Source organism: Mycobacterium sp. E2699 (genome assembly GCF_001666745.1).
Lineage (GTDB): Bacteria > Actinomycetota > Actinomycetes > Mycobacteriales > Mycobacteriaceae > Mycobacterium.
In genome coordinates, this window is sequence record NZ_LZJH01000037.1 from 1 (window position 1) to 25,218 (window position 25,218).

Below are 25,218 nucleotides of genomic sequence, written 5' to 3' on the forward strand. Positions count from 1 at the left end.
CGTCGAGATGATGCCACGGCTGATGGCCCAGCAGATCGACGAGGCCGGCGGCGCGCTGCTGGCCCGGATGGTCACCGAGCTGGGGATCGCGGTGCACGTCGGGACGGGCACCGAGTCGATCGAAGCCGTCGAGCACTCCGACGGCTCGGCCTCGGTGCGCGTGCGCCTGACCGACGGCGAGGTCATCGACGCCGGAGTGGTGATCTTCGCCGCCGGCGTCCGGCCGCGCGACGAGCTGGCGGTGGCCGCGGGGCTGCAGCGCGCCGAGCGGGGCGGCGTGCTCACCGACTTGTCCTGCCAGACCAGCGATCCCGACATCTACGCGATCGGGGAGGTCGCCGCGATCGAGGGGCGCTGCTACGGTCTGGTCGGCCCGGGCTACACGTCCGCCGAAGTGGTGGCGGACCGGCTGCTGGACGGCGCCGCGGAATTCCCGGAAGCGGACCTGTCCACGAAGCTCAAACTGCTCGGTGTCGACGTCGCCAGCTTCGGCGACGCCATGGGCGCCACCGAGAACTGCCTCGAGGTCGCCGTCAATGACGCGGTGAACCGGACCTACGCGAAACTGGTGCTGTCCGACGACGCCAAGACCCTGCTCGGCGGGGTGCTGGTGGGCGACGCCTCGGCGTACGGGGTGTTGCGGCCCATGGTCGGCAGCGAGCTGCCGGGGGATCCGCTCGCGCTGATCGCGCCGGTCTCCTCCGACGGCGGGGCGGCTCTGGGCGTTGGGGCGCTGCCGGATTCGGCGCAGATCTGCTCCTGCAACAATGTCACCAAGGGCGACCTGAAGGGCGCGATCGCCGGCGGCTGCGCCGACGTGCCGGCGCTCAAGTCGTGCACGGCCGCGGGCACCTCGTGCGGATCGTGCGTGCCGTTGCTCAAGCAGCTGCTGGAAGCCGAGGGCGTCGAACAGTCCAAGGCGCTGTGCGAGCACTTCGGCCAGTCGCGGGCCGAGCTCTTCGAGATCATCTCGGCCACCGAGATCAGGACGTTCTCGGGTCTGCTGGAGCGCTTCGGCAGCGGAAAGGGTTGCGACATCTGCAAACCCGTGGTCGCCTCCATCCTGGCGTCCACCGGCTCCGACCACATCCTCGACGGGGAGCAGGCCTCGCTGCAGGATTCCAACGACCACTTCCTGGCCAACATCCAGCGCAACGGCAGCTACTCGGTGGTCCCGCGGGTCCCGGGCGGCGACATCAAGCCGGAGCATCTCATCCTGATCGGCCAGATCGCGCAGGACTTCGGGCTCTACACCAAGATCACCGGCGGTCAGCGGATCGACATGTTCGGCGCCCGCGTGGACCAGTTGCCCCAGATCTGGCAGCGGCTGGTCGACGGTGGCATGGAGTCCGGGCACGCCTACGGCAAGGCGCTGCGCACGGTGAAGAGCTGCGTGGGCAGCGACTGGTGCCGCTATGGCCAACAGGATTCGGTGCAGCTGGCCATCGACCTGGAGCTGCGCTACCGCGGCCTGCGCGCCCCGCACAAGATCAAGCTCGGCGTCTCGGGCTGTGCGCGGGAGTGCGCCGAGGCGCGCAGCAAGGACGTCGGCGTGATCGCCACCGAAAAGGGTTGGAACCTCTACGTCGGCGGCAACGGCGGCATGACGCCCAGGCACGCTCAGCTGCTGGCCGGCGACCTGGACACCGAGACGCTCGTCCGCTACATCGACCGGTTCCTGATGTACTACATCCGGACCGCCGATCGGCTGCAGCGCACCGCGCCCTGGGTCGAGTCGCTCGACGGCGGCCTGGAGCACGTGCGCGAGGTGGTGTGCGACGACTCCCTGGGCCTGGCCGCCGAATTCGAGGCCGCAATGGAGCGGCATGTGCAGAACTACAAGTGCGAATGGAAGGGCGTGCTGGAGGACCCGGACAAGATGTCGCGGTTCGTCTCCTTCGTCAACGCCCCCGACGCCGTCGATGAGACGGTGACGTTCACCGAGCGTGCCGGGCGAAAAGTACCCGTGCCCATCGGCATGCCGCGAATCCGTGTGGGATCAGAGTGGGAGGAATCATGACAGTTCTCAACGACATTCAGGTGTGGACGACCGCCTGCCCCTATGACCGCCTCATTCCGGGTCGCGGCGTCGGTGTGCTGCTCGAGGACGGCGCGCAGGCGGCGCTGTTCCGGCTCGACGACGGGTCGGTGCACGCGGTCGGCAACATCGATCCATTTTCCGGGGCCGCGGTGCTCTCGCGCGGGATCGTCGGTGACCGCGGTGGCCGCGTCACCGTCCAATCCCCGCTGCTGAAGCAGGCTTTCGCGCTCGAGGACGGCTCCTGCCTGGACGACCCGCGGGTCTCGGTGCCGGTGTATCGAGTGCGGGTGACCCCCGAGGGCGACGTCCAGATCGCCGCCTGAGCGGTCAGCCGGTGATGTCGCCGACCAGGTAGCGCTGCATCGTCGGGCCGATCGCGTCGACGAGCGCGTCGACCGACATCGAGTGCAGCGGCTCGGAGCGTATCCCGTAGCGCATGATGCCGAGGCCGACGAGCTGGGAGGCGCACAGCGACGCCCGCACCGCGACCTTGTCGGCGCCCAGCATCCTCAGGATCGGACCGAAAACCGGGCCGATGAACATCGACTCGACGATTTCGGCGGTCTTGGCCATCCCGGTGGACGCGACCGCGCTCGCCGCGAACGGACCGCCGCCGGCCGCGTCCCAGGTGGTGATCAGCATGTGCAAAGTGCGGCGGCCCACCTGGTTGACCCCGCCGGTGACGATGCGATCGATGAACTCCGGTGTGCCGAAGGGCAACCGCAACATCTTCGCCACCGGGTCCAGGAGCCCCCGCGAGGGCTCTTCGCGGCGCGGCATGCAGCCAGGATCGCCGCTATGCGGTCAAAGATCAAGCGTCGCGGGCGTCGGCGTGCCTTTTGGGGTGGGGTCCTTGAGCCAGCAAAAGGCTGGGGCGGCGGGACGCGTGCCGGACCGCGACGGGCGCGAGCCCGGGCGCGGCGCGGCGAAAACGGTTGGCGACCAGCCGGGCCAGCCCGGGATGGGTGCCCAGCGGCCGGCTCACCAGGTCGGCGCCGCTGGCCAGCAGGCGTTGCTGGAACAGGCCGTCGGCCAGGAGATAGGAGGCGACCACCACGCGCCGCGCGCCGTCGCGGCGGGCCGCGGCCACCGCGGCGGCCACCGACGGGTCGCCGGTCGCCGCGAAGCCCAGCCGCACCCGTGACCCGACGATCGCCGACAACGTCGTCGCGGTGACGTGCAAATCGGCGCGCGCCCTGGGGTCCGTGGTGCCCGCCGCCGCGAGGATCACCGAATCACCCAGGCGCCAGCCGCATTTCGCCAACTGGTCGGCGACTATCCGCGCGACCTGACCGCTCGGGCCCAGGGCGGGGGCGACGGTGACGTGCCGATGACCGCTTGCCGCGACGTGCGCGGGCAGATCGGTGCGCACGTGGTATCCCCGGGACAGGAACGCGGGCACCACGACGGCGGGCCGGCCGCCGGCCGCCGCCCGCGCCAGCACCTCTTGCGGGGTCGGACCCAACACGTCGACGAACGCGACCTGCACCCGGCGGTCGAGCAGCGCGCTCACCCGTGCCGCGAGGTCTCCGATCATCGCGACACCGCCCGGCCGGCGGGTGCCGTGCGCGGCCAGGATCAGGTCCACGGGTCGGCCTGCGGGTCGTCGACCGCGAGCCGGTAGCCGCGCTTGACCACCGTTGCGACCATGTTCTTGTCGCCCAACGCCGTTCGCAGCCGAAGCACGGCGGTGTCGACGGCGTGTGGGTCGTTGCTGTTGCCGGGCAGCACCCGCAGCAGGTCGTTGCGCGCGACGACGTCGCCCGGCCGTTGCGCCAGGGCGCGCAGCACCGACATCCCCGACGGGGACAGCAGCTTGATCGAACCGTCCACCAGCACGCAGGTTCCGCGGATGTCGACCGTGTGGCCGGCCACCTTGACGGTGCACGATCCCAGCAGCGGCAACTCCTCGGCGATGTGACGGGCCAAGGCGCCCAACCGCATTCGTTCCGGTGCGGACGTCGGGACGCCCTTGCGGATCAGCGGTTTGGACGTCACCGGGCCGACACACATCGCGTGCACGTCGCTGCGGAGCGCCCCGAGCACCTGGTCTTCGATGCTGAGCTCGCGGCTGCGTTCCAGCACTGCCGCCGCGGCGGGCGCCGACGTGAAGGTGACCGCGTCGAACTGCCGGCGCGCGATCCCGGTGACCAGCTGGTCGAAATCACCGCCCAATGGCGTTGGCTTCCAGCGGTACACCCGGATGGGGATCACCTCGGCGCCCCCGAAGCGCAGCCCGCCGAGGAATTCCGGGAACGGGTCCCACGCGTCGGCGGCGCCGTGCAGCTGGATGGCGACGCGCAGTCCGGACACTCCCGAGTCGAGCAGGTACTCGAGTACCTCCTGTGAGGATTCGGACTCAGGAGACCACTCCTCGTGCAGGCCGGCGGCGCGCACCGCCCCGGTCCCTTTCGGCCCGCGCGACACGATCCGCGCCGACGACAGCGACGCGACGAGCTGGTTGGCCAGGCCCCACCCCTCGGCCGCGGCGAGCCACCCGCGAAAGCCGATGCCGGTGTGCACGACCAGGATGTCGGGCGGTTCCGCGATCAATGCCTGTGTGTGACTGTGCAATTCGTCATCGTCGGGCAACGCGATCATGTTGATCGCCGGCGCGCTGCAGACCTCCGCGCCCTGCCGGCTCAAGAGCGCGCACAGTTCCTCGGCGCGCCGGGAGGACGTGACCGCAACCCGGTAGCCGGTGAGCGGCGCGGATTTTGGTTGGGCCATATGACCTGTGTAGGCCTGTGACGTTTCCGACGCGTTACCGCGCAATTGCTGACGGATTGCCCCTGTTGCGACCACCATCACACCCGCGCGGCCTCGGCCTCCAAGACCGATCCCGGGGCGCTCGGCGCCGGCGCCGGCCGACGCACATAGAGCGTCCAGGTGATGGCCGCGGCGACGACATACGACCCCAAAAAGATCCAGTACGCCGACGTCTCGGTCCCGCTGCTGAGGTAAGACTGGCGCAACGCCATGTTGATCCCGACGCCGCCCAGCGCGCCGACCGCGGAGCAGATGCCGATCAGCGCCCCCGATTTGGCGCGTGCCCAATGGCGGCGTTCGGCCTCGCTGAGGTCCAGCCCGCGACCGCGCGCCTCATAGATCGACGGGATCATCTTGAACACCGACCCGTTGCCCATCCCGGACAGGGCGAACAGCAGCATGAAGCCGATGACGTAGCCGGTCATGCTGACCGAACGTGAGGCGGTGTGGTGGTCGTCGAGGGTGCTGACGGCGACCAGCAGCGCCGCGCCCAGGATCATGCCGCCGAGGACGCCCAGGGTGACGCGGCTGCCGCCATGCCGGTCGGCCAGCCTGCCGCCATAGATCCGGGCCAGCGATCCCAATAGCGGTCCCAGGAAGGCGATTTGGGCGGCGTGCAGCGCAGCGTGCTTGGCGGTTTCGCCGTTGACCAGGAAGTTGACCTGCATCACCTGGCCGAAGGCGAAGGAAAACCCGATCCACGAGCCGAAGGTGCAGATGTACAGCAGCGAGATGACGTGGGTGTCGCGCTCGAAGAGGATCGAGCGCATGGTTTTCAGCTGTGTGCCGTGGTGCACGTTGTCCATGAGGAGCGCCGCCGCGATGCCGACGACAGCCAACAGCACGAGGTAGATCGCGCACACCCAGTACGGCGCCTCGTGGCCGGCCGTCGCGAGTACCAGCAGCCCCACCAGCTGGATGACCGCGACCCCGAGGTTGCCGACGCCGGCGTTGATCGCCAGTGCCGCGCCCTTGAGGCGCTGCGGGTAAAAGGCGTTGACGTTGGCCAGCGACGCCGCGTAGTTGCCGCCGCCCAGCCCGGTCAGCGCCGCGCAAATGACGTAGGGCCACAGCGGGAGTCCGGGGTTGGCCAGCAACCAGATGGTGCCGACGGTCGGGAGCAACAGCACGAACGCCGAGAACGCCGTCCAGTTGCGGCCACCGAAGGTCGCGATGCCCAGGGTGTACGGGATGCGTGCGCAGCCACCGGCCAGGGTGGCGACCGCGCCCAGCAGCAGCTTGTCGCCGGCCGAGAAGCCGTAGACCGACGCGGGCATGAACAGTGCCATCACGGGCCACAGGGTCCAGATCGAGAAGGCGACGTGGTCGCCGGCCACCGTGCAGAGCAGATTGCGGCGGGCGATCTTCTTGTTGCCGGCTTCCCAGGCCGCCGTGTCTTCCGGATTCCAGTCCGTGATGCGGTGGCTGCGAGCCATCCGTGTGCACCTTCCTTGAGGATCGTCCCGGCGACGCGCGTGGCGCCTCGGGGTGGCGACGCCTGTGTCGCCGGGATACCGCGAACGCTCACACCGGCGAAATCGCCTGGGCGCCTTGGGGTGACGGACTGGTCGCCGACGGGCGCCCGGAACGAAGGCGCTTGCCCCGCCGCGTGTTTCGATGTTCACATCCGGGGCCGAAGTCCGTCAACTCAATTAGCCCGATATCGGCTGTAAGTTGAATCCCAGTTATCTGGTAAATGGCTGAGCGACAATTCCTCGCGTAATTACGGCCCGAATCAAGTGATTTCGCGCGGCTGCCGGATTCGGTGTGAGTTGGAATACATTTTGTTTGAACCGGAATTCGCCCAATGTCTCGTTACCCGACTCCCGGCCGCGGCCTACCAGACGTCGCCGCCGCGCCAGTCGCACGTCAGCTCCGCGGACGTGTCCAGGCTGCGACCGACGGGCAGGACGAACACGGAGCCATCGTCGTCGGGTGTGCGGATCGGTCCCGTGGGAGCCAGCACCGATGTCGGCCCGCGCCACGGCGACCAGCCGCGCGCCGTGTACACCCCGCGGGCCGGGTCCGACGAACTGGCCGCTCCCAGTTCGTAGGCGCCGCGGATCACCTGCTCGACGCCGTCGAGCAGGGCGTGCGCCAGGCCCTGCCCCCGGAATTCCTCCCGCACCGCGACCCCTTCGACGTAACCGCACCGCAGCGCGTCGTCGCGGTACATCAGTCGGCGCTGGATCACCGCGGCGTGCGCGATGATCGCGCCGTGCTGCCAGATCAGGGCGTGCATGCCGCCCAGCGTGTGCTCCCAGTCGTCGTCGGTGAAATCTCCCGCGAACGCGGCGGTGACCATGTCACAGACGCGCTGCCGGGTTTCGCCGTCGAGATCGGCGGTGTGGACCAGGCGGGCGGTGTGGACCTGGGGTTGCACCCTCTTTGTCTACCAGCCCTGTCCAGCGGCGGCGCCGGCATCGTTCAGGAGAACGGCCAGCCCGCCCCGGTCGCAACCGGCCGGTCGGCCAGGGCGCTCCGGGGGCGCGCCCAGTGCAGCCGCACGTACTGGCCGGGTCGCACCTGGGCGACCTTGTCGATGTCCTCGTCGGTGATCACGCCCACCACCGGGTAGCCGCCGGTGACCGGGTGATCGGGTCCGAGGATCACCGGTAAACCGTTGGGCGGCACCTGGATTGCGCCTCGGGTGGTTCCCTCACTGGGCAGCTGCCGGTCCGGGTAGCGGTGCTGCAGCGGGCGGCCCTCCAGGCGCATGCCGACCCGGTCGCTGCGGTCGGAGGCCATCCAGATCGTGTGCACCAGGGCGTCGGGATCCGTCAGCCAGTCGTCGCGGGGACCCGGCACCACCTGCAGTTCCACCAGATGCCCGGCGATGCCGGCCACCGGGGCCTGGTCGAGTTCGGGATAGGAGTCCGTGTGCTCGCCGACCGCCAGCCGGTCGCCGGCCCGTAACGGCCGCGGGCCGATCGCCGACATCACGTCGTAGCTGCGCGATCCCAGCACCGGCTCCACGCAGATGCCGCCGCGCACCGCCAGATACGTCCGCAGGCCGGCGCGCGGAGTGCCCAGCGAGATCACCTGGCCGTCGCGGACGTGGTGAATGCTGTTGGTGCCGAACTCGATTCCGTCCACGGTGGGGTCGGTGTCGGCGCCCGTTACCGCGATGTCGACGTCGCCGTCGCGGACCCGGGCGCACAAGCCGCCGAACGTCACCTCGACCGTGGCGCGGTCGTCGGGGTTGGCGACCAGCCGGTTGGCCAGCTTGTGGGCGCGGCGGTCGGCGGCGCCGGACCGGCTGACGCCGAGGTGCGCCAGCCCCGGCCGGCCGAGGTCCTCCACGACGGCGAACGGGCCGGTGCGAAGAATTTCCAGGGTCGGCATGGCTACCTCCTCAAACCGCGCGGAACTGAACCCACATGCCCTGCGTCAGTAACGCCGGGATCGGCCGCTCGAGGTCCCACAGGACGGCGCCGGTGCGGCCGATGAGCTGCCAGCCGCCGGGCGATTGCCGCGGATATACGGCGCTGAATTCGCCGGCGAGGCCGACGGAACCGGCCGGCACCGCGGTGCGGGGCTCGGCGCGACGCGGCACCCGCAGCCGGGCGTCGCCGTCCACCAGGTATGCGAAACCCGGTGCGAATCCGCTGAATCCGACCCGCCAGGGGGTGGACGTGTGGGCGTCGATCACCTGCGCCACGGTCAGCCCGGTTGCCTCGGCGACCTCGCCGAGGTCCGGGCCGTCGTAGACGACGTCGATCACCACGTCGGCACCGCGGACCGGCGCGGCATCCGCCCGGGCGGCGACCCGCATCCTGCGCAGCCTGCGCCGGGCGATCCCCTGCAGGCGGGGGTCGTCGAGCTTGACCAGCACGGTGCGGGCGGCGGGGACGATGTCGAGCACGCCCGGCAACGCCGCCGCCCGCAAGGCGTCCAACCACGCCAATACCTCGGCGGTGCTACCACATTGGACCATCAGTGCCTGGTCGCCGTAGTCGAGAACGGTGTTGCCCACCAGCTCGGTCGACACCTCCGTGGGGACGCCCCCGCTTATGTCCGTCACGCTCATTACTCGACGGTAACTCCGGGATCGGGGCAGGCGGGAGGGAATGCGCGAGGATTTTCGAGCACTGCCAGAGGCGCCTTACCGAACGCTCAAACAGGCCGCCGCGAGCGCCGCGCCTAGCCCAGTATCTTGCCGATCAGAGGGGGCAGTTGATCGGCGACCACGGGGTAGCTCAGCGGTGACGCGAACGCGATCGCGCCGGCCTGTTCCTTGGTGGTGAAGACGTGGCGGTTCTGGGCGGTGGCGCCCGCTCCGGCGACGTCGGGGTCGGCCAGGAGCGCCTTCTGGTCGTCGGGACCCTCGGTCGTCCAGATCACCACGTCGGCCGAATCGAGCACAGCCTTGATCTGATCGCGCGGGATGACGGCGCGGTGATCGGTGCCGAAGGGTTTGATGCTGTCGGAGATGACCAGGCCCATCTGGTTCAGGAAGTCGGTGCGCCAGCCGGCCAGGGTCGCGACCACGGTTCCCTGAAAGAACGTGCCCTGCATCAGCAACGCCCGCTTGCCCTTCCACTGCGGATTCTTCTGGGCGACGTCGGTGAACTGCTTGTCGACCGCGTCGATCAGCGACTTCATCTGGTCGGCCTGAAAAACCGCCTGACCGACGGCAGTGGCCTGCTCCTTCCACGGCTCGAAGAACGCGTCGCCGTCGGACTGCGCGACCGTCGGGGCGATCGCCGACAGCTTCTGGTAGGTGTCGGCGTCCACGCCCGCGTTGACGGCCACGATCAGGTCGGGTTTGAGCCCTGCGATCTGGTCGATCGGGATCCCGTTGTCCAGGTTGAGCACCACCGGCTGCGCCGCGCCGAGTTTCGGCTGCGCCCACGGCCACACCGCGAACGGCTGGTCCCCGAACCAATTGGTCACGGCGATCGGGACCACGCCCACCGCCAGGAGGTCGTCCTGCTCGGTGTAGCCGGCGGATACGACGCGCTTGGGCGGCTCCTTGACGACGGTCTGGCCGAACAGGTGGGTGATCGTCACCGACCCGCCGGGGGCGGCGCCCGGGGCCGGCTTGCGGGGCGAGCACGCCGCCGAGAAGCCGGTCGCTCCGGCGATCGCGGCGATCCCCGTCGCCCCCCCGAGCTGCAAGAATCCCCGTCGATTCCAACCGCTCATCGCGTGAGATTATCGCGTTTCCCGGCCCGGGTCCGCCGCGCCGCGCGGTTTGGCCGCGCAGCCCGGGGGCGGCGAAAAGATCTGACAACCGACCCTTGGTCGCTGCGAGATCCACGTATCCCCGACGTAACTGCGCACGCCTCGACCGGTAACAGTCCGTCCCTAGCGTCGGGGCCGTGACCATGACGACTCCGGAGACCGGCACCGGGCTCCTCCAGGCCGCGCCGCCGCGCGGGCAGCACCACGGACGGCGCTGGATCGACGACTGGCGGCCCGAGGACCCCGCGTTCTGGCAGGCGACCGGCAAGGCGATCGCCCGCCGCAACCTCGTCTTCTCCATCTTCGCCGAGCACATCGGGTTCAGCGTGTGGATGCTGTGGAGCATCGTGGTCGTCCAGATGACACCGGGTGGCCCGCTTGGACATCCCGGCCACCCCGCCGCGTCGGGCTGGGCGCTGACCGCCAGCCAGGCGTTGTGTCTGGTCGCCGTGCCCAGCGGTGTCGGCGCGTTCCTGAGGCTGCCGTACACCTTCGCGGTGCCGATCTTCGGCGGCCGCAACTGGACGATCGTGTCGGCGTCCCTCTTGCTGATCCCGTGCCTGCTGCTGGCGTGGGTGGTGAGCCATCCCCACACGCCGTTCGCGGTGCTGGTCGCCATCGCCGCGACCGCCGGCTTCGGCGGCGGCAACTTCGCCTCGTCGATGGCCAACATCTCGTTCTTCTACCCGGAGAAGGACAAGGGTTGGGCTCTGGGCCTCAACGCGGCCGGCGGCAACCTCGGCGTGGCGGTCGTGCAGAAGATCATCCCGCCGATCGTGATCGCGGGCGGCGGTGTGGCGCTGGCGCGTGCCGGGCTGTTCTATGTGCCGCTGGCCGTGGCGGCGGCGGTGTGCGCCTTTGCGTTCATGAACAACCTGTCCGAGGCGAAGGCTGATGTGAAGCCGGTCCTGCAGTCGCTGCGCCACGCCGACACCTGGATCATGTCGCTGCTCTACATCGGCACGTTCGGGTCGTTCATCGGCTACTCGGCGGCCTTCCCGACGCTGCTCAAGACCGTCTTCGGGCGCGGCGACATCGCCCTGACCTGGGCGTTCCTGGGTGCCGGCATCGGATCCGTCATTCGTCCCCTGGGTGGCAGGCTGGCCGACCGGATCGGCGGGGCCCGGATCACCGCGATGAGCTTCGTGATGCTCGCCGCTGGTGCGGCGGCGGCGCTGTGGTCGGTCAACGCCAAGAACCTGCCGGTGTTCTTCGCCAGCTTCATGTTCTTGTTCGTGGCCACCGGCGTCGGCAACGGCTCGACGTACCGGATGATCTCGCGGATCTTCATGCTCAAGGGCGAGCTCGCGGGCGGCGACGCGGACACCATGGTGCACATGCGCCGCCAGGCCGCGGGGGCGCTGGGCGTCATCTCGTCCGTCGGCGCCTTCGGCGGGTTCGTGGTGCCGCTGGCCTACGCCTGGTCGAAGTCGCACTTCGGCAGCATCGAGCCCGCGCTGCGCTTCTACATCGCGTTCTTCGTCGCGCTGCTGGGCGTCACGTGGTACGCCTACCTCCGCAGGAAGACCCGGATGGGCCGGCTGGGCGTCTAGCGGCTCTGCTGGTAGCGGGCCCAGGGGCTGTAGTCGGCGATCAGCTCCTCCTGCGGCGGGCGCTGGGCCTCCGGCACGTGCTGCAGGTTGATCCGGATCCGGTACCAGATCGAACTCGGCCCGCGCATCCCGTCGACCAGCACGTCGGCCGGCTGCAGCAGGGCGGCCGCGGCGGGATGGCGGTCCCGCCAGGTGTCCAGCGCGGCCATCGCCTCGTCTTTGGTCTTGGTGCGGGCGATCTCGATCAGCGGCTTCGACGAGACCCGCCCACCCTCGGTGCGGGTGCCCGATCCTTTGGGCGCGCGCTCCGGCGGACCCATCTCCTCGGCCAGCACCAGCAGCCGGTCGAGTTCTCCGACCGCGTCGTCCATCCCCTCCCACGGGTCGCCCAGTTCGGCGAATCGGGCGGGCACGGTCTCGATGGTGAACGCCTCGGGCCTGCACCCGGCGACCTCGTCCCAGCGCAGCGGCGTCGAGACCCGGGCGTCCGGGGTCGCCCGCACCGAGTACGCCGACGCGACGGTGCGGTCCTTCGCGTTCTGGTTGAAGTCGACGAAGACGCCCTCGCGTTCCTCCTTCCACCAGCGGCTGGTGGCGGCCTCCGGCGCCCGCCGCTCGACCTCGCGGGCGACGGTCTGGGCGGCCAGTCGCACCTGGCGGAATCCCCAGCGCGGCGCGATCCGCGAGTAGATGTGAAAGCCGCGGGACCCGGACGTCTTGGGCCACGCGACCAGCCCGTAGTCCTCCAACACCTCGCGGGCGACCAACGCGACCTCGACGATGCGCGACCAGGCGACCCCCGGCATCGGGTCGAGGTCGACGCGCAGCTCGTCGGGGTGGTCGAGGTCGCCGGCGAGGACCGGGTGCGGATTGAGGTCGACGCAGCCCAGGTTGATCGCCCAGGCCAGCCCGGCGGCGTCGTGGATGACGGCCTCCGCCGCGGAAGTGCCGCGCGCGTAGTGCAATTCGGCGACGTCGACGTAGTCGGGTCGCTTGGCGGGCGCCCGCTTCTGGAACACGGCCTCCTGCGCGATGCCCTTGACGAAGCGCTTGAGGATCATCGGCCGGCCGGCCACACCCCGCAGCGCCCCGTCGGCGACGGACAGGTAGTAGCGGACCAGGTCGAGCTTGGTGTACGGGCCGCCGCCATCGCGGCGTTCGAAGACCACCTTGTCCGGATGGGTGATGCTGACCTGCCTGCCGGACACTTCCAGTGACACCGGACCGGCCATGTTCATCATGGTAGGTCGGGGGGTATTAACTAGTGGCACTGCGACCTACGTCACATAGGGTGGATCCATGCCTAACCTCATCGGCCTGCCGGGCCAAGCTGTCGCCAAAGTTCAGCAGTACCTGGAGCGCGGCTCGGCCGAACTGCACTACGTGCGCAAGATCTTCGAATCGGGTGCCTTCCGGATCGAGCCGCCGCAGAACGTCGCCGCGATGGCCGCCGACATCTACAAGTGGGGCGAGTTCGGGATGCTGCCGTCGCTCAACGCCAGGCGCCATCCCGACCGCGCGGCGTGCATCGACGAGGAAGGCGAATTCACGTTCGGTGAGCTCGACGAGGCCGCCCACGCCGTGGCGAACGGTTTGCTCGAGAAGGGCGTCAAGGGCGGTGACGGGGTGGCGATCCTGGCGCGCAACACGCGCTGGTTCCTGATCGCCTACTTCGGCGCCGCCCGGGTCGGCGCCCGCGTCATCCTGCTCAACAGCGAGTTCTCCGCCCCGCAGATCTGTGAGGTGTCGGAGCGCGAGGGCGCCAAGCTCATCATTTACGACGACGAGTACACCAAGGCCGTCAGCAAGGCCGAGCCCGAGTTGGGCAAGCTGCGCGCGCTCGGCACCAACCCGGACGCCGACGAGCCGTCGGGCAGCAAGGACGAGACGCTGGCCGACCTGATCGAGCGCAGCAGTAAGGAACCCGCACCCAAGGCGAGCAAGCACTCCTCGATCATCATCCTGACCAGCGGCACCACCGGCACGCCGAAAGGGGCGAACCGCAGCACCCCGCCGACGCTGGCGCCCATCGGGGGCATCCTGTCCCACGTGCCGTTCAAGGCCAACGAGGTGACCTCGCTGCCGGCCCCGATGTTCCACGCGCTGGGTTTTCTGCACGGCACCATCGCGATGTTCCTGGGCTCGACGCTGGTGCTGCGCCGCAAGTTCAAGCCGCCGCTGGTGCTGGAGGACATCGAGAAGTACAAGGTGACCGCGATGGTCGTCGTCCCGGTGATGCTGTCGCGCATCCTCGACGCCGTCGAGAAGATGGACTCCAAGCCCGACCTGTCCAGCCTGAAGATCGTGTTCATTTCCGGGTCGCAGCTGGGCGCCGAGCTGGCCAGCCGCGCGCTCAAGGACCTGGGCCCGGTGATCTACAACATGTACGGCTCGACCGAGATCGCGTTTGCCACCATCGCCGGGCCCAAGGATCTGGAGCGCAACGCCGCGACGGTCGGCCCCGTCGTCAAGGGCGTCAAGGTGAAGATCCTCGACGACAACGGCAAGGAGAAGCCGCAGGGCGAGGTCGGGCGGATCTTCGTGGGCAACGCGTTCCCGTTCGAGGGCTACACCGGCGGCGGCCACAAGCAGATCATCGACGGCCTGATGTCGTCGGGCGACGTCGGCTACTTCGACGAGCACGGCCTGCTGTACGTCAGCGGCCGCGACGACGAGATGATCGTCTCCGGCGGCGAGAACGTCTTCCCCGCCGAGGTGGAGGACCTGATCAGCGGGCATCCCGACGTGGTGGAGGCCACCGCCATCGGCGTCGAGGACAAGGAGTGGGGCCACCGGCTGCGCGCGTTCGTGGTCAAGAAGGAGGACGCCGACCTCGACGAGGAGACCGTCAAGCACTACGTGCGTGACCACCTGGCGCGCTACAAGGTGCCTCGGGAAGTGGTGTTCCTCGAAGAGTTGCCGCGCAATCCCACCGGCAAGGTCCTCAAGCGGGAGCTGCGCGAGATGGAGATCGACTGAGTCGTCGGCTCACCTGCGCGCCTGGATGGCGCGGGTGACCTGCGCCGAGAGCTTGGGGTCGACCAGCAGCTGGTCGATGAGCGCGCTGAGGACCTCTTGCCCGGTCACGCGGGCGACCCCGATGCGGTCGGCGGCCTCGCGCTGCCAGACGTCGAGCGCGCGGTGCGTGGCCAGCGGCAGGTCGACGGTCCGGCGCGTTCGTCGATCGCGCGACGGCCGGGCGGGTGACTCGCCAAGCGCGCTGAGGCGCTGCGTCGGTCCGGTCTGCCCGGGGAGCGGCGGCTTGGCGGTGTACCGAGAGAACCGGTTGGGGCCGGAGTTGATCGTCATCGCGCGGCTTTCTCTGGGGCGGACATCAGTGGATCCGTTCATCAGTATGCGCGCCCCGGCTGCCGGCGGCGCGCCGACGTCCCCCCGGCCGGCGCCGCGCGATGAGAGGCTACGACCGCATAAAACGCGTCGTCGCGGTTTGCCAAGATGGACCCGCTCGGAATAGCCCTAATCGTCACAAGCCGCTGATTTGCTGAAGGGCTAATTCGCGCAAATACGCGTGTACGCACTTCAGTAATCTGCGCTTGAACTGGCATGACAGCTGATCATACGGTACTGAAGTCAGGAGGTGCGCAATTTATTGTGCGTACCCGAATTCAAGGCATTGCAATGCGCTTCGGCTCCTGGGAACTCTTTTCTCGAAGGTTGCTGAATTTGTGTAGGCGTCAGAAAAATGGGTATTGTCCCGGTGACGCATTAACGATCGTTGGCGCTGAACCTTTCGATCCCCTCACCACGTCGAAGGAGTCGCAGAATGTCGATCTCATTGCTTTCGCTACGTAGGGCCGCGGTCGGCGCGGCGGCGGCCGGCTTGCTGCTGGGGGCGCTCCTGTTCGGGGGCAGCCCCGCGGCGCACGCCGCTCCGCCGCCCGCTCCCGGCAACAGCTTTGACATGGGCGGTCCCCATGGCGCTCCGCCGCTGCGCCCAGGTGGCGGCGGCGGGGGCCATGGCGGCGGCGGCTGGGGCGGACCCGGTGGTCACTGGGGCGGACCCGGTGGTCACTGGGGCGGACCCGGTGGTCACTGGGGCGGACCCGGTGGTCACTGGGGCGGCTGGGGCGCTGGCTGGGGCGGCCACGGCGGCTGGGGCGGGCATCCCGGTTGGGGCCATCCCGGCTGGGGCAACGGCGGCTGGGGTCCGCCCGGGCTGGGCTACCGCCCCTGGTGGGACTGGTGGTGGTGACCTAGCGCCGCCCGCGTAGCGGCCAAAGACCGGGCCATGCCGACCTGACAGACGTGCGACAGGTCGGCATGTCCCTTTTTTTGGCGCGTTACGGGTCGCGGGGGAGGCCCAGCAACCGCTCGGCGATGATGTTGAGCTGCACCTCCGAGGTGCCCCCGTAGATGGTGGTGGCCCGGCTGGCCAGCAGATACTCGCCCCACTTGCCGGGCAGCTCGCCCGTGTCGCCGATCGCGGCGTCGGTGCCGAAGGACGACACGGCGAATTCGGCGTAACCCTGGCCGGTGCGCATCGACAGCAGCTTGGAGATCGCCGCCGACGGCATGGCGTCCCCGCCGGCCAGCGTCAACAGCGTCGAGCGCAGGTTCAGCACCTTGGCGGCGTGGCCCTCGGCGATCAGCTGCCCGGCGCGGTGCTGCGCGACCTGGTCGAACTGGCCGTCGCGGACGAACTCGACGAACTCGGGAAGCGTCGCAAGGAAATTCGCGTCGCTGCCGCCGATCGACACCCGCTCCGCCGTCAGCGTGTTGCGGCTGACCTCCCACCCGCGGTTGACCTCGCCGAGCACGCACTCGTCGGGCACGAACACGTCGTCGATGTAGACGGTGTTGAAAAACTCCTGGCCGGTCAGCTCCCGTAGCGGCTTGACCGTGACGCCCTCGCTCTTCATGTCCAGCAGGAAATAGGTGATGCCATTGTGTTTGGGTGCGGAGGCGTCGGTTCTCGCCAGCAGCGCACCCCACTGCGAGAACTGCGCGGCGGTGGTCCAGATCTTCTGACCGGTGATGCGCCAGCCGCCGTCGGTCCTGGTCGCCTTCGTGGTGAGACCGGCCAGGTCCGATCCGGCGCCCGGCTCGGAGAACAGCTGGCACCAGACCATCTGACCGCGGAAGGTCGGCGGCAGGAACCGCTGCTTTTGCTCCTCGGTCCCGAACGCGACGATCGACGGGATGATCCATGCCGCGATGCCGACCTGCGGGCGCTTGACCCGCCCGGAGCTGAACTCCTGGGCGATGATGACCTGCTCCACCGGGCTGGCGGCCCGGCCCCACGGCTTCGGCAGGTAGGGCAGCACCCAGCCGGCCTCCGCGATCGCGACCGTCCGGGCATCGCGCTCCATGGCCTTCAGCGCCGCGACCTCGGCCCGGATCTCGCCCCTGAGCTTCTCGGTGTCGGGATCCAGGTCGATGTTCACCGCCCGCATCCCCGTCGTGGTCGCGGTGTCCACCACCTTCTGCGGGTACTGCGAACCGCGGCCGAAGGACGCGGCCAGCATCAACGCCCTGCGGTAGTAGACGTTCGTGTCGTGTTCCCAGGTGAACCCGATGCCGCCATGCACCTGAATGCAATCCTGCGCGCACCGCTGGGCGGCCGCCGGCGCCAGCGTCGCCGCGACGGCGGCGGCGAACTCGACACCGGAAGCGACGATGTCCCAACCGTTCTCGGCCGCCTCGTCGATCGCGCGGGCCGCGTCCCACACCGCCGCGGTGGCCCGCTCGGTGTCGGCGATCATCTCCGCGCACTTGTGCTTGATGGCTTGGAACTGCCCGATCGGCCGGCCGAACTGTTCTCGGATCTTGGCGTATTGCGACGCCGTGTCGGTCGCCCAGCGGGCCACGCCGACGGCCTCGGCCGACAGCAGCGTGGTCATCAGCGCGTGCGCGGTCGCCATGCTCAGGTTGCGCAACACGACATCGTCGCCGACCTCGACGGCGTTGGCCCGCACATGCGCGATCGGGCGCAGCGGGTCAAGGCTTTTCACCGGCACGATCTCGAGCTGTTCGGCGCGCAGCACCACCCATTCCTCGCCACTGTCGATCGCGACCGGAAGCACCAGCACCGACGCCTGCGCCGCGGCCGGGACCGCGCGGACCTCGCCGCGGATCACCAGCGCGTCACCCTGCCGGGTGGCGGTCAGGCCGCAGCAGTCCAGCGCGTAGGCGCCGATGGCCGCGCCGGAGGCCAGCTCGGAGAGCACCTTCGCGTCCGGGTCGTGCGCCGAGATCAGCGCGCCGGCGATGGCCGACGGCACGAACGGGCCGGGCACCGCCCCGTACCCGAACTCGGCCAGCACGATGGCCAACTCGAGGATGCCGAAACCCTGTCCGCCGACCGATTCCGCCAAGTGCACGCCCTGCAGGCCCTGTTCGGCCGCGGCCCGCCAGTACGGCGGGGGATTCTCGATCGGACTCTCTGGCCCCGTTTCTAAGGCCGCGTGCAGCACCTCGGACGGCGCCACCCGCGCCACCAGGGACCGCACCGAGTCGGCCAGGTCTTGGTGCTCAGGAGTGATTGCGATCGGCATTGGTCGCCTTCCCATGGCTCTTGTTTCGGCCCAGCATCTTCCAAGCTAACAACCAGTCGGTTGGTTGACTACATGGGCCAGCGGCTCGCCGTCGCGCAGCCGGCGGCAGTTGGCCACCGCCTCGGTCAGGTACCGCCGCATGGTGTCGACGGTGTACCAGGTGACGTGCGGCGTCAGCACCACGTTGTCCAGGCCGAGCAGCGCGTTGTCGGGCGCCACCGGCTCGACCTCGAACACGTCCAGCCCGGCCGCGGCGAGCCGCCCGGCGCGCAGCGCGTCGACGAGCGCGGCTTCGTCGACGACGGCGCCGCGGGAGGTGTTGACCAGCACCGCATTCGGCTTCATCCGGCCCAGCGCGTCGCGGCCGAGCAGATGATGGGTCTGCGCGGTCAGGGGCAGGTGCAGCGAGACGATGTCGCTGGCGGCCAGCAATTCGGGCAGGGGCCGCCACCCGGGCCGCCCGTCGTCGCGGGTGCTGGTGTGCAGCACGGTCGCCCCCATCACCGCGACGATGTCGCCCACCCGCTTGGCGATGCTGCCGTAGCCCACCAGCCCGACGGTGCAGCCGCCGATGTCGCGCACCGTCTCGCCCAGCGCCGGGTCCGACGGCCAGCCCCGCCCTTGGCGGATCGCGCGGTCCAGCTCCGGCAGCCGGCGCAGCGCGGCCAGCATCAGCAGCACGGCGCCCTCGGCCACCGACGGCGCGTTGGCGCCGGGCATGTTGGCGACGGCGATGCCGCGTTCGGTGGCGGTCGCCACGTCGATCGTGTTCACCCCGGCCCCGAGTTTGTGCACCAGCCGCAGCCGCGCTCCGAGCTCGAGATCGGCGCCCGACAAGGGCCGAAGCACATGCCAGATCGCGTCCGCCTGCGGCAGCTCCCGGTAGAACCCGGCGTCGTCGTCTTCGGCGCACCATCGGATATCGAGCCAATCCGATTCTGGCGCAACGAAGTCGAGAACTTTCTGGCCGGGGACGAAATGGGCGAGAACTCTCAGCGCCACCGCTTGGTGATCCACCTGGCGATGGTATCGGCTTGCTCGCTGCGCGCGCCCGGCGTGGTGAAGTAGTGGTCGGTGTCGATCGAGCCCCGTGACTTGTCGGTGCCGCCGAGCGCGTCGTAGATGCGCTGGGCGTCGGACGGGTACACACCCGTGTCGGCCTCGGCGTTGATCACCAGCGCCGGGCAGGTGATGCGGGCCAGGTGCGGCTCGGCCCGGGTCTGCGCCGTCCGCAGGCTCCACATGCCCAGCCAGTTGCGCAGGGTGCAGGCCGCCGCGATGCCGTGCGCGGAACGGTTCGCCTTGACGGGGAGGCCCGCGTAGCACAGGTTGGGCTGTCGCTTGGTGGGCTCGATGCTGGGATCGACCATGCGTGGGTCGGCCCAGGTGCGCATCACGGTGAACGGCCGATCCGAAAAACCGGCGGCGCGAACCCGTTTGAGCTCGGTCTCGGCCCAGTCGGTGATGGCGTGGTTGCGCGCCGTCTGCGCCTCCCGGTAGCGGGCGACGAACTCCGCCGAGTACGGAGGCCCGTTGTCTTTGTTGAACAGGTCGAGGTTCGCATCGGTGGCGACCGGGTCGTTCTCGTCGACGACGGCGGCGTCCATCCAGGCCGTCAGCACGTCGGGGCGCCCGGGGTGGGCGGCGGTGGCGACGTAGCCGTCGGCCGGGATCAGCTCGGTCAGCCCGGCCGCGGGACGCATGCCCTCCAGCGGGGTCACGTTGGGTTCGACGGCCTGCGACTGATAGGCGGCCATCAACGATCCTCCGCCCGAATTACCCAGCAACACAACGGTATCGATGCCCTGCACCTCACGCAGCCAGCGCACCCCGACGCCGATGTCGACCAGCGCGTGGTCGAGCAGGAAGCTGCTCTCGAAGCCGCGGAATCTGGTGTTCCAGCCCAGGAAACCGACGCCGCGGGTGGCCATGTAGTCCGCGAGGTAGTGCTCGGAGAAGTCGATCTGGTAGTGCGCGGCGATCATCGCCACCTTCGGCTTGCGTCCCACCGCACGGTGATAGAGCCCCTGGCAGGGATGCCCACCGGCGCCGGCCCGCCCGGCGGTGGGCGACGGCAGCCCGACGAACTCGCGGAGCACCCCGGCGGCGACGTTGCGACGGGTCAATTCGGCTCACCTCCGTCGGCCTAGATGGCGCGGTAGTAGATGTTGGCCAGCGTCCGGATGCAGGCGGCGTCGTCCGGTTCGTCCGGCCGGGTGAGCTGGACGTAGCAGAACTGGTTGAACATGGCCAGAATCGCTTCGGCGATCAGCTGTGGGTCGTCGTCGGGACAGTATCCTTCGGCCTGGGCGCGCCGGACCGATTCGCTGATGAAAGCTGTTGGCAACGCACCAATTTCAGCCCAGTACCGCGCGAAGTCGTCGTTGACCATCGCCAATTGGTAGACGCTGATGATCTCGGCGAGCCGGTTGCGGTAGGTCTGCCACTGCGCGGCGGCCGCCGCATACGCGCGCTCGCGATTGGACAGGCCATGCGCTGTCACCGCGCGTGCGCGCTCGGTGATCTCGTCGCGGAACCGCAGCGCCCACTGGCGGACCATGGCCTCTTTGGAGTCGTAGTAGTTGTAGAACGACGCCGCCGAGCGGCCTGCTTCGGCGGCGATGTCGGCGATGGTCGTCGCCAGAATGCCCTTGCGCGCGATGACCGTTCGGGCGGCCACGTCGATCGCCGCCTGCGTGCGCCTGCCTCGGTGGGTCGGAAAATCGGCGGTCTGGCTGCGCCACCGATCAGGCTCTGCCGCGGTCGACACCCGGGCGCACCTCCCTAGAGCAAAACTGAACCTGATGTTAGATTCAGATTCGCATCTTGGCCATGACCCCCGCGGATCGATGGGAGCCGCACGATGATCAAGCCGCACAACACCAACACGGAATTCGAGCTCGGCGGGATCAATCACGTCGCGCTGGTGTGTTCGGACATGGCGCGGACGGTGGACTTCTACTCCAACATCCTCGGCATGCCGTTGATCAAATCGCTCGACCTGCCCGACGGTGCGGGGCAGCACTTCTTCTTCGACGCCGGCAACGGCGACTGCGTCGCGTTCTTCTGGTTCGCCGATGCCCCCGACCGCGTACCGGGCCTCTCGTCGCCGGGCGCCATCCCCGGCATCGGGGACATCACCAGCGCGGTGAGCACCATGAACCACCTGGCGTTTCACGTGCCGGCGGACAAGTTCGACGACTACCGGCAGCGGCTCAAGGGCAAAGGCGTGCGGGTGGGCCCGGTGCTCAACCACGACGAGAGCGAGCGCCAGGTGTCGGCGACCGTGCATCCCGGCGTCTACGTGCGCTCGTTCTACTTCCAGGATCCCGACGGCATCACGCTCGAATTCGCCTGCTGGGTCAGGGAATTCGGGGCGAGCGACAACAAGACCGTTCCCAAGACCGCGGCCGACCGCAGGCCTTCCGTGGAGGCCGTACGCTGAAACGGAGATGACCGACGGCATTCTGTCCGACGCCCAGATCGCGGCGCTGACGCCCGAGCAGCGGCGCGACCTGATCCGCCGGCTGGAGCAACCGCTGAGCGATGTGATCGACCCCGCTTTCCTCATGCGGATACGGCGCATCCGGCTGAGCCTGCTGACCGGCGGCTCGATCGCGATGATTCCCTGGCTCGGGTATCTGTCGATGACGCTGCCGCAGAACTACGTCGCCCACAACTGGACCCTCACGTGGGTGGGCTTCGACGTGCTGTTGATGGCGTTCATGGTCGCCACGGCCGCTCTCGGTTACCTGCGCCGTCAGTTGCTGATTCCGGCCGCGTTCACCACCGGGGTGCTCTTGGCCTGCGACGCGTGGTTCGACCTCATGACCGCCGGCCCCAGGGACGTCCGGCTGTCGGTGGCCACGGCGCTGCTGATCGAGCTGCCGCTGGCGGCCTTCATGATCTTCAGCGCGCTGCGGCTCATGCGCCTCACCATGAGGCGTTTTTGGCTGTTGGATCCGGGGATGCGGCTGTGGCATCTGCCGCTGTTGCCGTGACGCGGTAGAGGTCCGGGTTGGTGAGTTCCTCGAGCAGCGCCGCCAGGTGATCGACGAGCTGGTCGGGCCCGAGTCGGACGTCGCCGGCCAGCCAGGCGCTGATGGTCTGTCCGACGCCGCCGACGGCGAAGTGCGCCGCCGCCTTGACGTGTTCGTTCGCGGGTGCGCGCAGCGCCTCTACGGCGTGCTCGCCGGACAGCAGGGCGAACAGCGCGCTCGATTCGGCGCGCTTGCGCACGACGACCGGGTTGGCCAGTTGGGTGCTGAACAGCAGTCGCCCGAGGCGCGGGTCACCGGCGATGGTCCGCACGATGTTGGTCATCCCGGCCCGGGTCTTCTCCTCTGCCGGCACCGCCGCCACCGCGGCCTGGGTGGTCGCGGCCAGCTCGCCGACCACCCAGTCGAACACCCGCCCGACGAACTGGTCCTTGTCGGTGAAGCTTTCGTAGAAGTAGCGGGCCGCCAGGCCGGCCTGCCCGCAGATGCCGCGGACGGTCAGCTCGGAGACGTCCCGCTGTTCGGCGCCCAGTAGTTCCAGGCCCGCGGTCAGCAGCCGGCGCCGGCGGTCGGCGAGCCGCGCGGCGGCGTCGACGCCGCGGTAGGGCCGCGCGCTGGAACCCTCAACCATGTCCACCATCTTGACACCGGCGTCGCCGACGGGACAACATCGGGAAACAGGCGTTCGCACATTTAGCGTGCTTGCGCCGGGGAGGATCATCATGGCCATTCACCCGCCGATTCCACATGTGGAGCGCCCGGTCGCCGACCCGCCCCGTGCTGCCCGGCCAGTGCCGCCGCGGCGCGGCTCCGGCATCGAGGAGGGTTTGGTGGGCGTCGCGCTGCTGGCGGGCCCCGCGAACGTGATCATGCAGCTGGCGCGGCCCGGCGTGGGCTACGGCGTGATGGAGAGCCGCGTCGAAAGCGGCCGGGTGGACCTGCATCCGATCAAGCGCGCGCGGACCACCTTCACCTATCTCGCGGTGGCCACCGCCGGCAGCGACGCCCAGAAGGAGGCCTTCCGCCGGGCGGTGAACCGGGCCCATGCGCAGGTGTACTCCACCCCCGACAGCCCGGTGCCCTACAACGCCTTCGACGCCGACCTGCAGCTCTGGGTCGGGGCCTGCCTGTACAAGGGCGGGGTCGACATCTACCGCACCTTCATCGGTGAACTGGACGGCGAGGACGCCGACCGCCATTACCGCGAGGGCATGGCGCTGGCCACCACGCTGCAGGTGCCACCGGAGATGTGGCCGGCGGATCGGGCGGCCTTCGACCGCTACTGGCAGGAGTCGCTGGCCAGGGTGCACATCGACGATGCCGTGCGCGACTACCTGTATCCGATTGCCGCGGGCCGCATTCCGGGCGTGGCGCTGCCGGGCCGACTGCAGCGCCGGCTGGACGCATTGCCGTTGCTGATCACCACCGGCTTTCTGCCGCAACGGTTTCGGGACGAGATGCGGTTGCCCTGGGATGCCGCGAAGCAGCGGCGCTTCGGCCGGTTGATGGCCGTGCTGCGCGCGGTCAACCGCACGCTGCCGCGGTTCGTCCCGCACTTCCCGTTCAACGTCCTGTTGGCCGACGTGGACCGCCGGATCAGGACGGGCCGTCCGTTGGTGTAGCCGTGCGGGCGGCTCGCCACCGGGTTGATAACGACAATCGTTTTCATTAAGCTTGCTCGGGTCTGTTCGAGGTCTGGTAGACCTCCCAGCCCGAGGAGTGCCTATGACCGCACCGGTCTGGATGGCGTCGCCGCCGGAAGTCCATTCGGCGTTGCTCAGTAGCGGTCCGGGTCCGGGGCCCTTGCTGGCGGCCGCCGAGGCGTGGAGCTCGCTGAGTGCCGAATATGCTTCGGCTGCAGACGAACTCACCGCGTTGTTGGCGTCAGTGCAGGCCGGCGCGTGGGAGGGGCCCAGCGCCGAGTCGTACGTCGCCGCGAATGCGCCATACCTGGCGTGGCTTATGCAGGCCAGCGCGAACAGTGCAGCGACGGCCGTCCGGCACGAGACCGCGGCCGGCGCCTACACCGCCGCGCTGACCGCCATGCCTACCCTGCCCGAATTGGCCGCCAACCACGTCGTGCACGGGGTCCTGGTGGCGACCAATTTCTTTGGGATCAACACCATTCCGATCGCGCTCAACGAGGCCGACTACGTGCGGATGTGGATTCAGGCGGCGACCACGATGGGCGTCTATCAAGCCGCAGCCACCACCGCGGTGGCGTCGACGCCGCCGCCCACGCCCGCGCCGCAAATCCTCAAATCCGACGCGCCGGCCCCGGCCCGATCTTCGGCGGCGCCCAACCCGTTGACGGGCCTCCAGCAGCAGATCGAGCAGTTGCTGCAAAATGTGTTCGGGCTTCCGCAACAGGTTTCGCAGAACCTCGAAGCGCTGTCACAGGGCGACAACCCGCTGGTCCTTCCGCAGTGGCTGGTGGATTTTCTGCAAAACAACCTGGGCATCGGAAACATTCAACTCGCCCACGACCCCTTGGTCGACAACCCGCTGAATCAACTCATCGCGCAGATCCTGCAGAACTTCGGTGTGACTTGGGACCCCGCAGGTGGCACCGTCAACGGACTCGACTACGACGCGTATGCGGACCCGGGCCAGGCGATTTTCTATGTGGTCCGGTCCTTGGAAGTCCTCGAGGACTTCGAACAGTTCGGCGTGTATTTGACGCAGAATCCGGTGCAGGCCTTCCAGTACCTGGTCAGCCTCGAGCTGTTCGACTGGCCGCTTCATATCGAAGAAGTCGCCGCCTTCGGGGTCACGCAACCGGCCGCGGTGGTGCTGGCGGCCCCAGCCCTGGCCCCCTTGGGCGCGCTCGGCGGCTTGGGAGGACTGGCCGGCCTGGCCGCAGTGCCCCCGCCCGCTGCCGCACCGGCGCCGGCACCCGTGCCAGCCGCGCCGCCGTTGTTGCCGGTCGCGACGGGCCCGACTGTCGCCGCGCCGGCCGCGGTCCCGGTGTCGGCGTCGGCGCCCGCGCCCCCGCGGTGTCTGGTTCCGGCGCTTTTCTTTTCGCGCTGGAGCTTGCACTGGCCCCCATTCCGGAGCCGAAGCCGATGCCGGGAGGCCCCACCGCATAGGGAGGGAAGAAACCCGGCGGGCCGGCGGCCGCGGGCGGAGCCGGTGCCGGGCCCGCGGGCCTCAAC

Annotated in this window: 24 protein-coding genes; 9 read left to right on the forward strand and 15 right to left on the reverse strand. The window is 69.3% G+C overall.

Features of this window, described 5'->3' with window-relative positions; all coding sequences use genetic code 11:
* Positions 1 to 2,020 (forward strand): nitrite reductase large subunit NirB (nirB, locus tag A5696_RS05340; protein ID WP_067874553.1); only part of this gene is annotated, 2,020 nt, incomplete at its 5' end.
* Positions 2,017 to 2,364, forward strand: coding sequence for a nitrite reductase small subunit NirD (nirD, locus tag A5696_RS05345; RefSeq protein ID WP_067874556.1), 348 nt, complete (start codon positions 2,017 to 2,019; stop codon positions 2,362 to 2,364). The genes nirB and nirD, both read left to right, overlap by 4 nt.
* A gap of 4 nt (positions 2,365 to 2,368) precedes the next feature.
* On the opposite strand, the gene A5696_RS05350 is transcribed toward nirD, so the two are convergent.
* The 8 genes from A5696_RS05350 to A5696_RS05385 form a co-directional block, all read right to left on the reverse strand.
* Complete coding sequence (locus tag A5696_RS05350; protein ID WP_067874560.1) at positions 2,369 to 2,821, reverse strand: hypothetical protein; 453 nt, start codon at positions 2,819 to 2,821, stop codon at positions 2,369 to 2,371.
* Positions 2,822 to 2,852: 31 nt separating this feature from the next.
* Positions 2,853 to 3,629, reverse strand: a complete 777-nt coding sequence (locus A5696_RS05355) for a sirohydrochlorin chelatase (RefSeq protein ID WP_067874563.1) — start codon at positions 3,627 to 3,629, stop codon at positions 2,853 to 2,855.
* On the reverse strand, positions 3,620 to 4,771 hold the full coding sequence (locus A5696_RS05360; RefSeq protein WP_067874566.1) for a uroporphyrinogen-III synthase: 1,152 nt from the start codon (positions 4,769 to 4,771) through the stop codon (positions 3,620 to 3,622). The genes A5696_RS05355 and A5696_RS05360 overlap by 10 nt, the downstream gene beginning before the upstream one ends.
* Before the next feature lie 77 nt (positions 4,772 to 4,848).
* Positions 4,849 to 6,246, reverse strand: coding sequence for a NarK/NasA family nitrate transporter (locus A5696_RS05365; RefSeq protein WP_067874570.1), 1,398 nt, complete (start codon positions 6,244 to 6,246; stop codon positions 4,849 to 4,851).
* Between the two features lie 401 nt (positions 6,247 to 6,647).
* Entirely contained in the window at positions 6,648 to 7,193 is a 546-nt protein-coding gene (locus A5696_RS05370; RefSeq protein ID WP_067874573.1) for a GNAT family N-acetyltransferase, read from the reverse strand.
* 44 nt (positions 7,194 to 7,237) lie between these two features.
* Positions 7,238 to 8,155, reverse strand: coding sequence for a 5-oxoprolinase/urea amidolyase family protein (locus tag A5696_RS05375; RefSeq protein WP_067874576.1), 918 nt, complete (start codon positions 8,153 to 8,155; stop codon positions 7,238 to 7,240).
* 10 nt (positions 8,156 to 8,165) lie between these two features.
* On the reverse strand, positions 8,166 to 8,840 hold the full coding sequence (locus tag A5696_RS05380; RefSeq protein ID WP_067874579.1) for an allophanate hydrolase subunit 1: 675 nt from the start codon (positions 8,838 to 8,840) through the stop codon (positions 8,166 to 8,168).
* A gap of 113 nt (positions 8,841 to 8,953) precedes the next feature.
* Positions 8,954 to 9,958: an ABC transporter substrate-binding protein gene (locus A5696_RS05385; protein ID WP_067874582.1), complete on the reverse strand. Its 1,005-nt coding sequence runs from the start codon at positions 9,956 to 9,958 to the stop codon at positions 8,954 to 8,956.
* Between the two features lie 182 nt (positions 9,959 to 10,140).
* Between A5696_RS05385 and A5696_RS05390 the strand changes: the two genes are divergently transcribed.
* Complete coding sequence (locus A5696_RS05390) at positions 10,141 to 11,550, forward strand: NarK family nitrate/nitrite MFS transporter (protein WP_067874617.1); 1,410 nt, start codon at positions 10,141 to 10,143, stop codon at positions 11,548 to 11,550.
* On the opposite strand, the gene A5696_RS05395 is transcribed toward A5696_RS05390, so the two are convergent.
* On the reverse strand, positions 11,547 to 12,791 hold the full coding sequence (locus tag A5696_RS05395) for a DNA polymerase domain-containing protein (protein WP_067874586.1): 1,245 nt from the start codon (positions 12,789 to 12,791) through the stop codon (positions 11,547 to 11,549). The two genes, A5696_RS05390 and A5696_RS05395, sit on opposite strands and share 4 nt — an antisense overlap.
* Positions 12,792 to 12,849: 58 nt before the next feature.
* Between A5696_RS05395 and fadD2 the strand changes: the two genes are divergently transcribed.
* Entirely contained in the window at positions 12,850 to 14,529 is a 1,680-nt protein-coding gene (fadD2, locus tag A5696_RS05400) for a long-chain-fatty-acid--CoA ligase FadD2 (protein WP_067874590.1), read from the forward strand.
* Between the two features lie 9 nt (positions 14,530 to 14,538).
* On the opposite strand, the gene A5696_RS05405 is transcribed toward fadD2, so the two are convergent.
* Positions 14,539 to 14,859, reverse strand: a complete 321-nt coding sequence (locus tag A5696_RS05405) for an ATPase (RefSeq protein WP_067874593.1) — start codon at positions 14,857 to 14,859, stop codon at positions 14,539 to 14,541.
* Between the two features lie 475 nt (positions 14,860 to 15,334).
* Between A5696_RS05405 and A5696_RS05410 the strand changes: the two genes are divergently transcribed.
* Positions 15,335 to 15,763: a hypothetical protein gene (locus tag A5696_RS05410; protein WP_197516890.1), complete on the forward strand. Its 429-nt coding sequence runs from the start codon at positions 15,335 to 15,337 to the stop codon at positions 15,761 to 15,763.
* An 88-nt stretch (positions 15,764 to 15,851) separates the two neighbouring features.
* On the opposite strand, the gene A5696_RS05415 is transcribed toward A5696_RS05410, so the two are convergent.
* Genes A5696_RS05415 through A5696_RS05430 form a run of 4 tightly spaced genes read right to left on the reverse strand, consistent with a single transcriptional unit; the run spans position 15,852 to position 20,835 of the window.
* Entirely contained in the window at positions 15,852 to 18,065 is a 2,214-nt protein-coding gene (locus A5696_RS05415) for an acyl-CoA dehydrogenase (protein ID WP_067874599.1), read from the reverse strand.
* Positions 18,066 to 18,110: 45 nt separating this feature from the next.
* Entirely contained in the window at positions 18,111 to 19,082 is a 972-nt protein-coding gene (locus tag A5696_RS05420; RefSeq protein ID WP_231964240.1) for an NAD(P)-dependent oxidoreductase, read from the reverse strand.
* Positions 19,058 to 20,191, reverse strand: coding sequence for an alpha/beta hydrolase (locus A5696_RS05425; protein ID WP_156738261.1), 1,134 nt, complete (start codon positions 20,189 to 20,191; stop codon positions 19,058 to 19,060). Before A5696_RS05425 ends, A5696_RS05420 begins: the two co-directional genes overlap by 25 nt.
* Positions 20,192 to 20,211: 20 nt before the next feature.
* Positions 20,212 to 20,835 carry a TetR/AcrR family transcriptional regulator gene (locus A5696_RS05430; RefSeq protein ID WP_067874604.1) on the reverse strand — a complete coding sequence of 208 codons (624 nt, stop codon included), beginning with the start codon at positions 20,833 to 20,835 and terminating at the stop codon, positions 20,212 to 20,214.
* Positions 20,836 to 20,928: 93 nt separating this feature from the next.
* Here A5696_RS05430 and A5696_RS05435 point away from each other — a divergent pair, with 93 nt between their 5' ends.
* Both A5696_RS05435 and A5696_RS05440 read left to right on the forward strand, forming a co-directional pair.
* Entirely contained in the window at positions 20,929 to 21,510 is a 582-nt protein-coding gene (locus tag A5696_RS05435; protein WP_067874607.1) for a VOC family protein, read from the forward strand.
* 7 nt (positions 21,511 to 21,517) lie between these two features.
* Positions 21,518 to 22,066, forward strand: a complete 549-nt coding sequence (locus A5696_RS05440) for a hypothetical protein (protein WP_067874610.1) — start codon at positions 21,518 to 21,520, stop codon at positions 22,064 to 22,066.
* Here A5696_RS05440 and A5696_RS05445 read toward each other — a convergent pair.
* Positions 21,999 to 22,703, reverse strand: coding sequence for a TetR/AcrR family transcriptional regulator (locus A5696_RS05445; protein ID WP_067874613.1), 705 nt, complete (start codon positions 22,701 to 22,703; stop codon positions 21,999 to 22,001). The two genes, A5696_RS05440 and A5696_RS05445, sit on opposite strands and share 68 nt — an antisense overlap.
* 82 nt (positions 22,704 to 22,785) lie before the next feature.
* Between A5696_RS05445 and A5696_RS05450 the strand changes: the two genes are divergently transcribed.
* Together A5696_RS05450 and A5696_RS28205 are read left to right on the forward strand one after the other, a co-directional pair.
* Positions 22,786 to 23,685, forward strand: a complete 900-nt coding sequence (locus tag A5696_RS05450) for an oxygenase MpaB family protein (protein ID WP_067874614.1) — start codon at positions 22,786 to 22,788, stop codon at positions 23,683 to 23,685.
* Between the two features lie 103 nt (positions 23,686 to 23,788).
* A partial coding sequence (locus A5696_RS28205) for a PPE family protein (protein ID WP_231964241.1) occupies positions 23,789 to 25,218 on the forward strand: 1,430 nt, incomplete at its 3' end.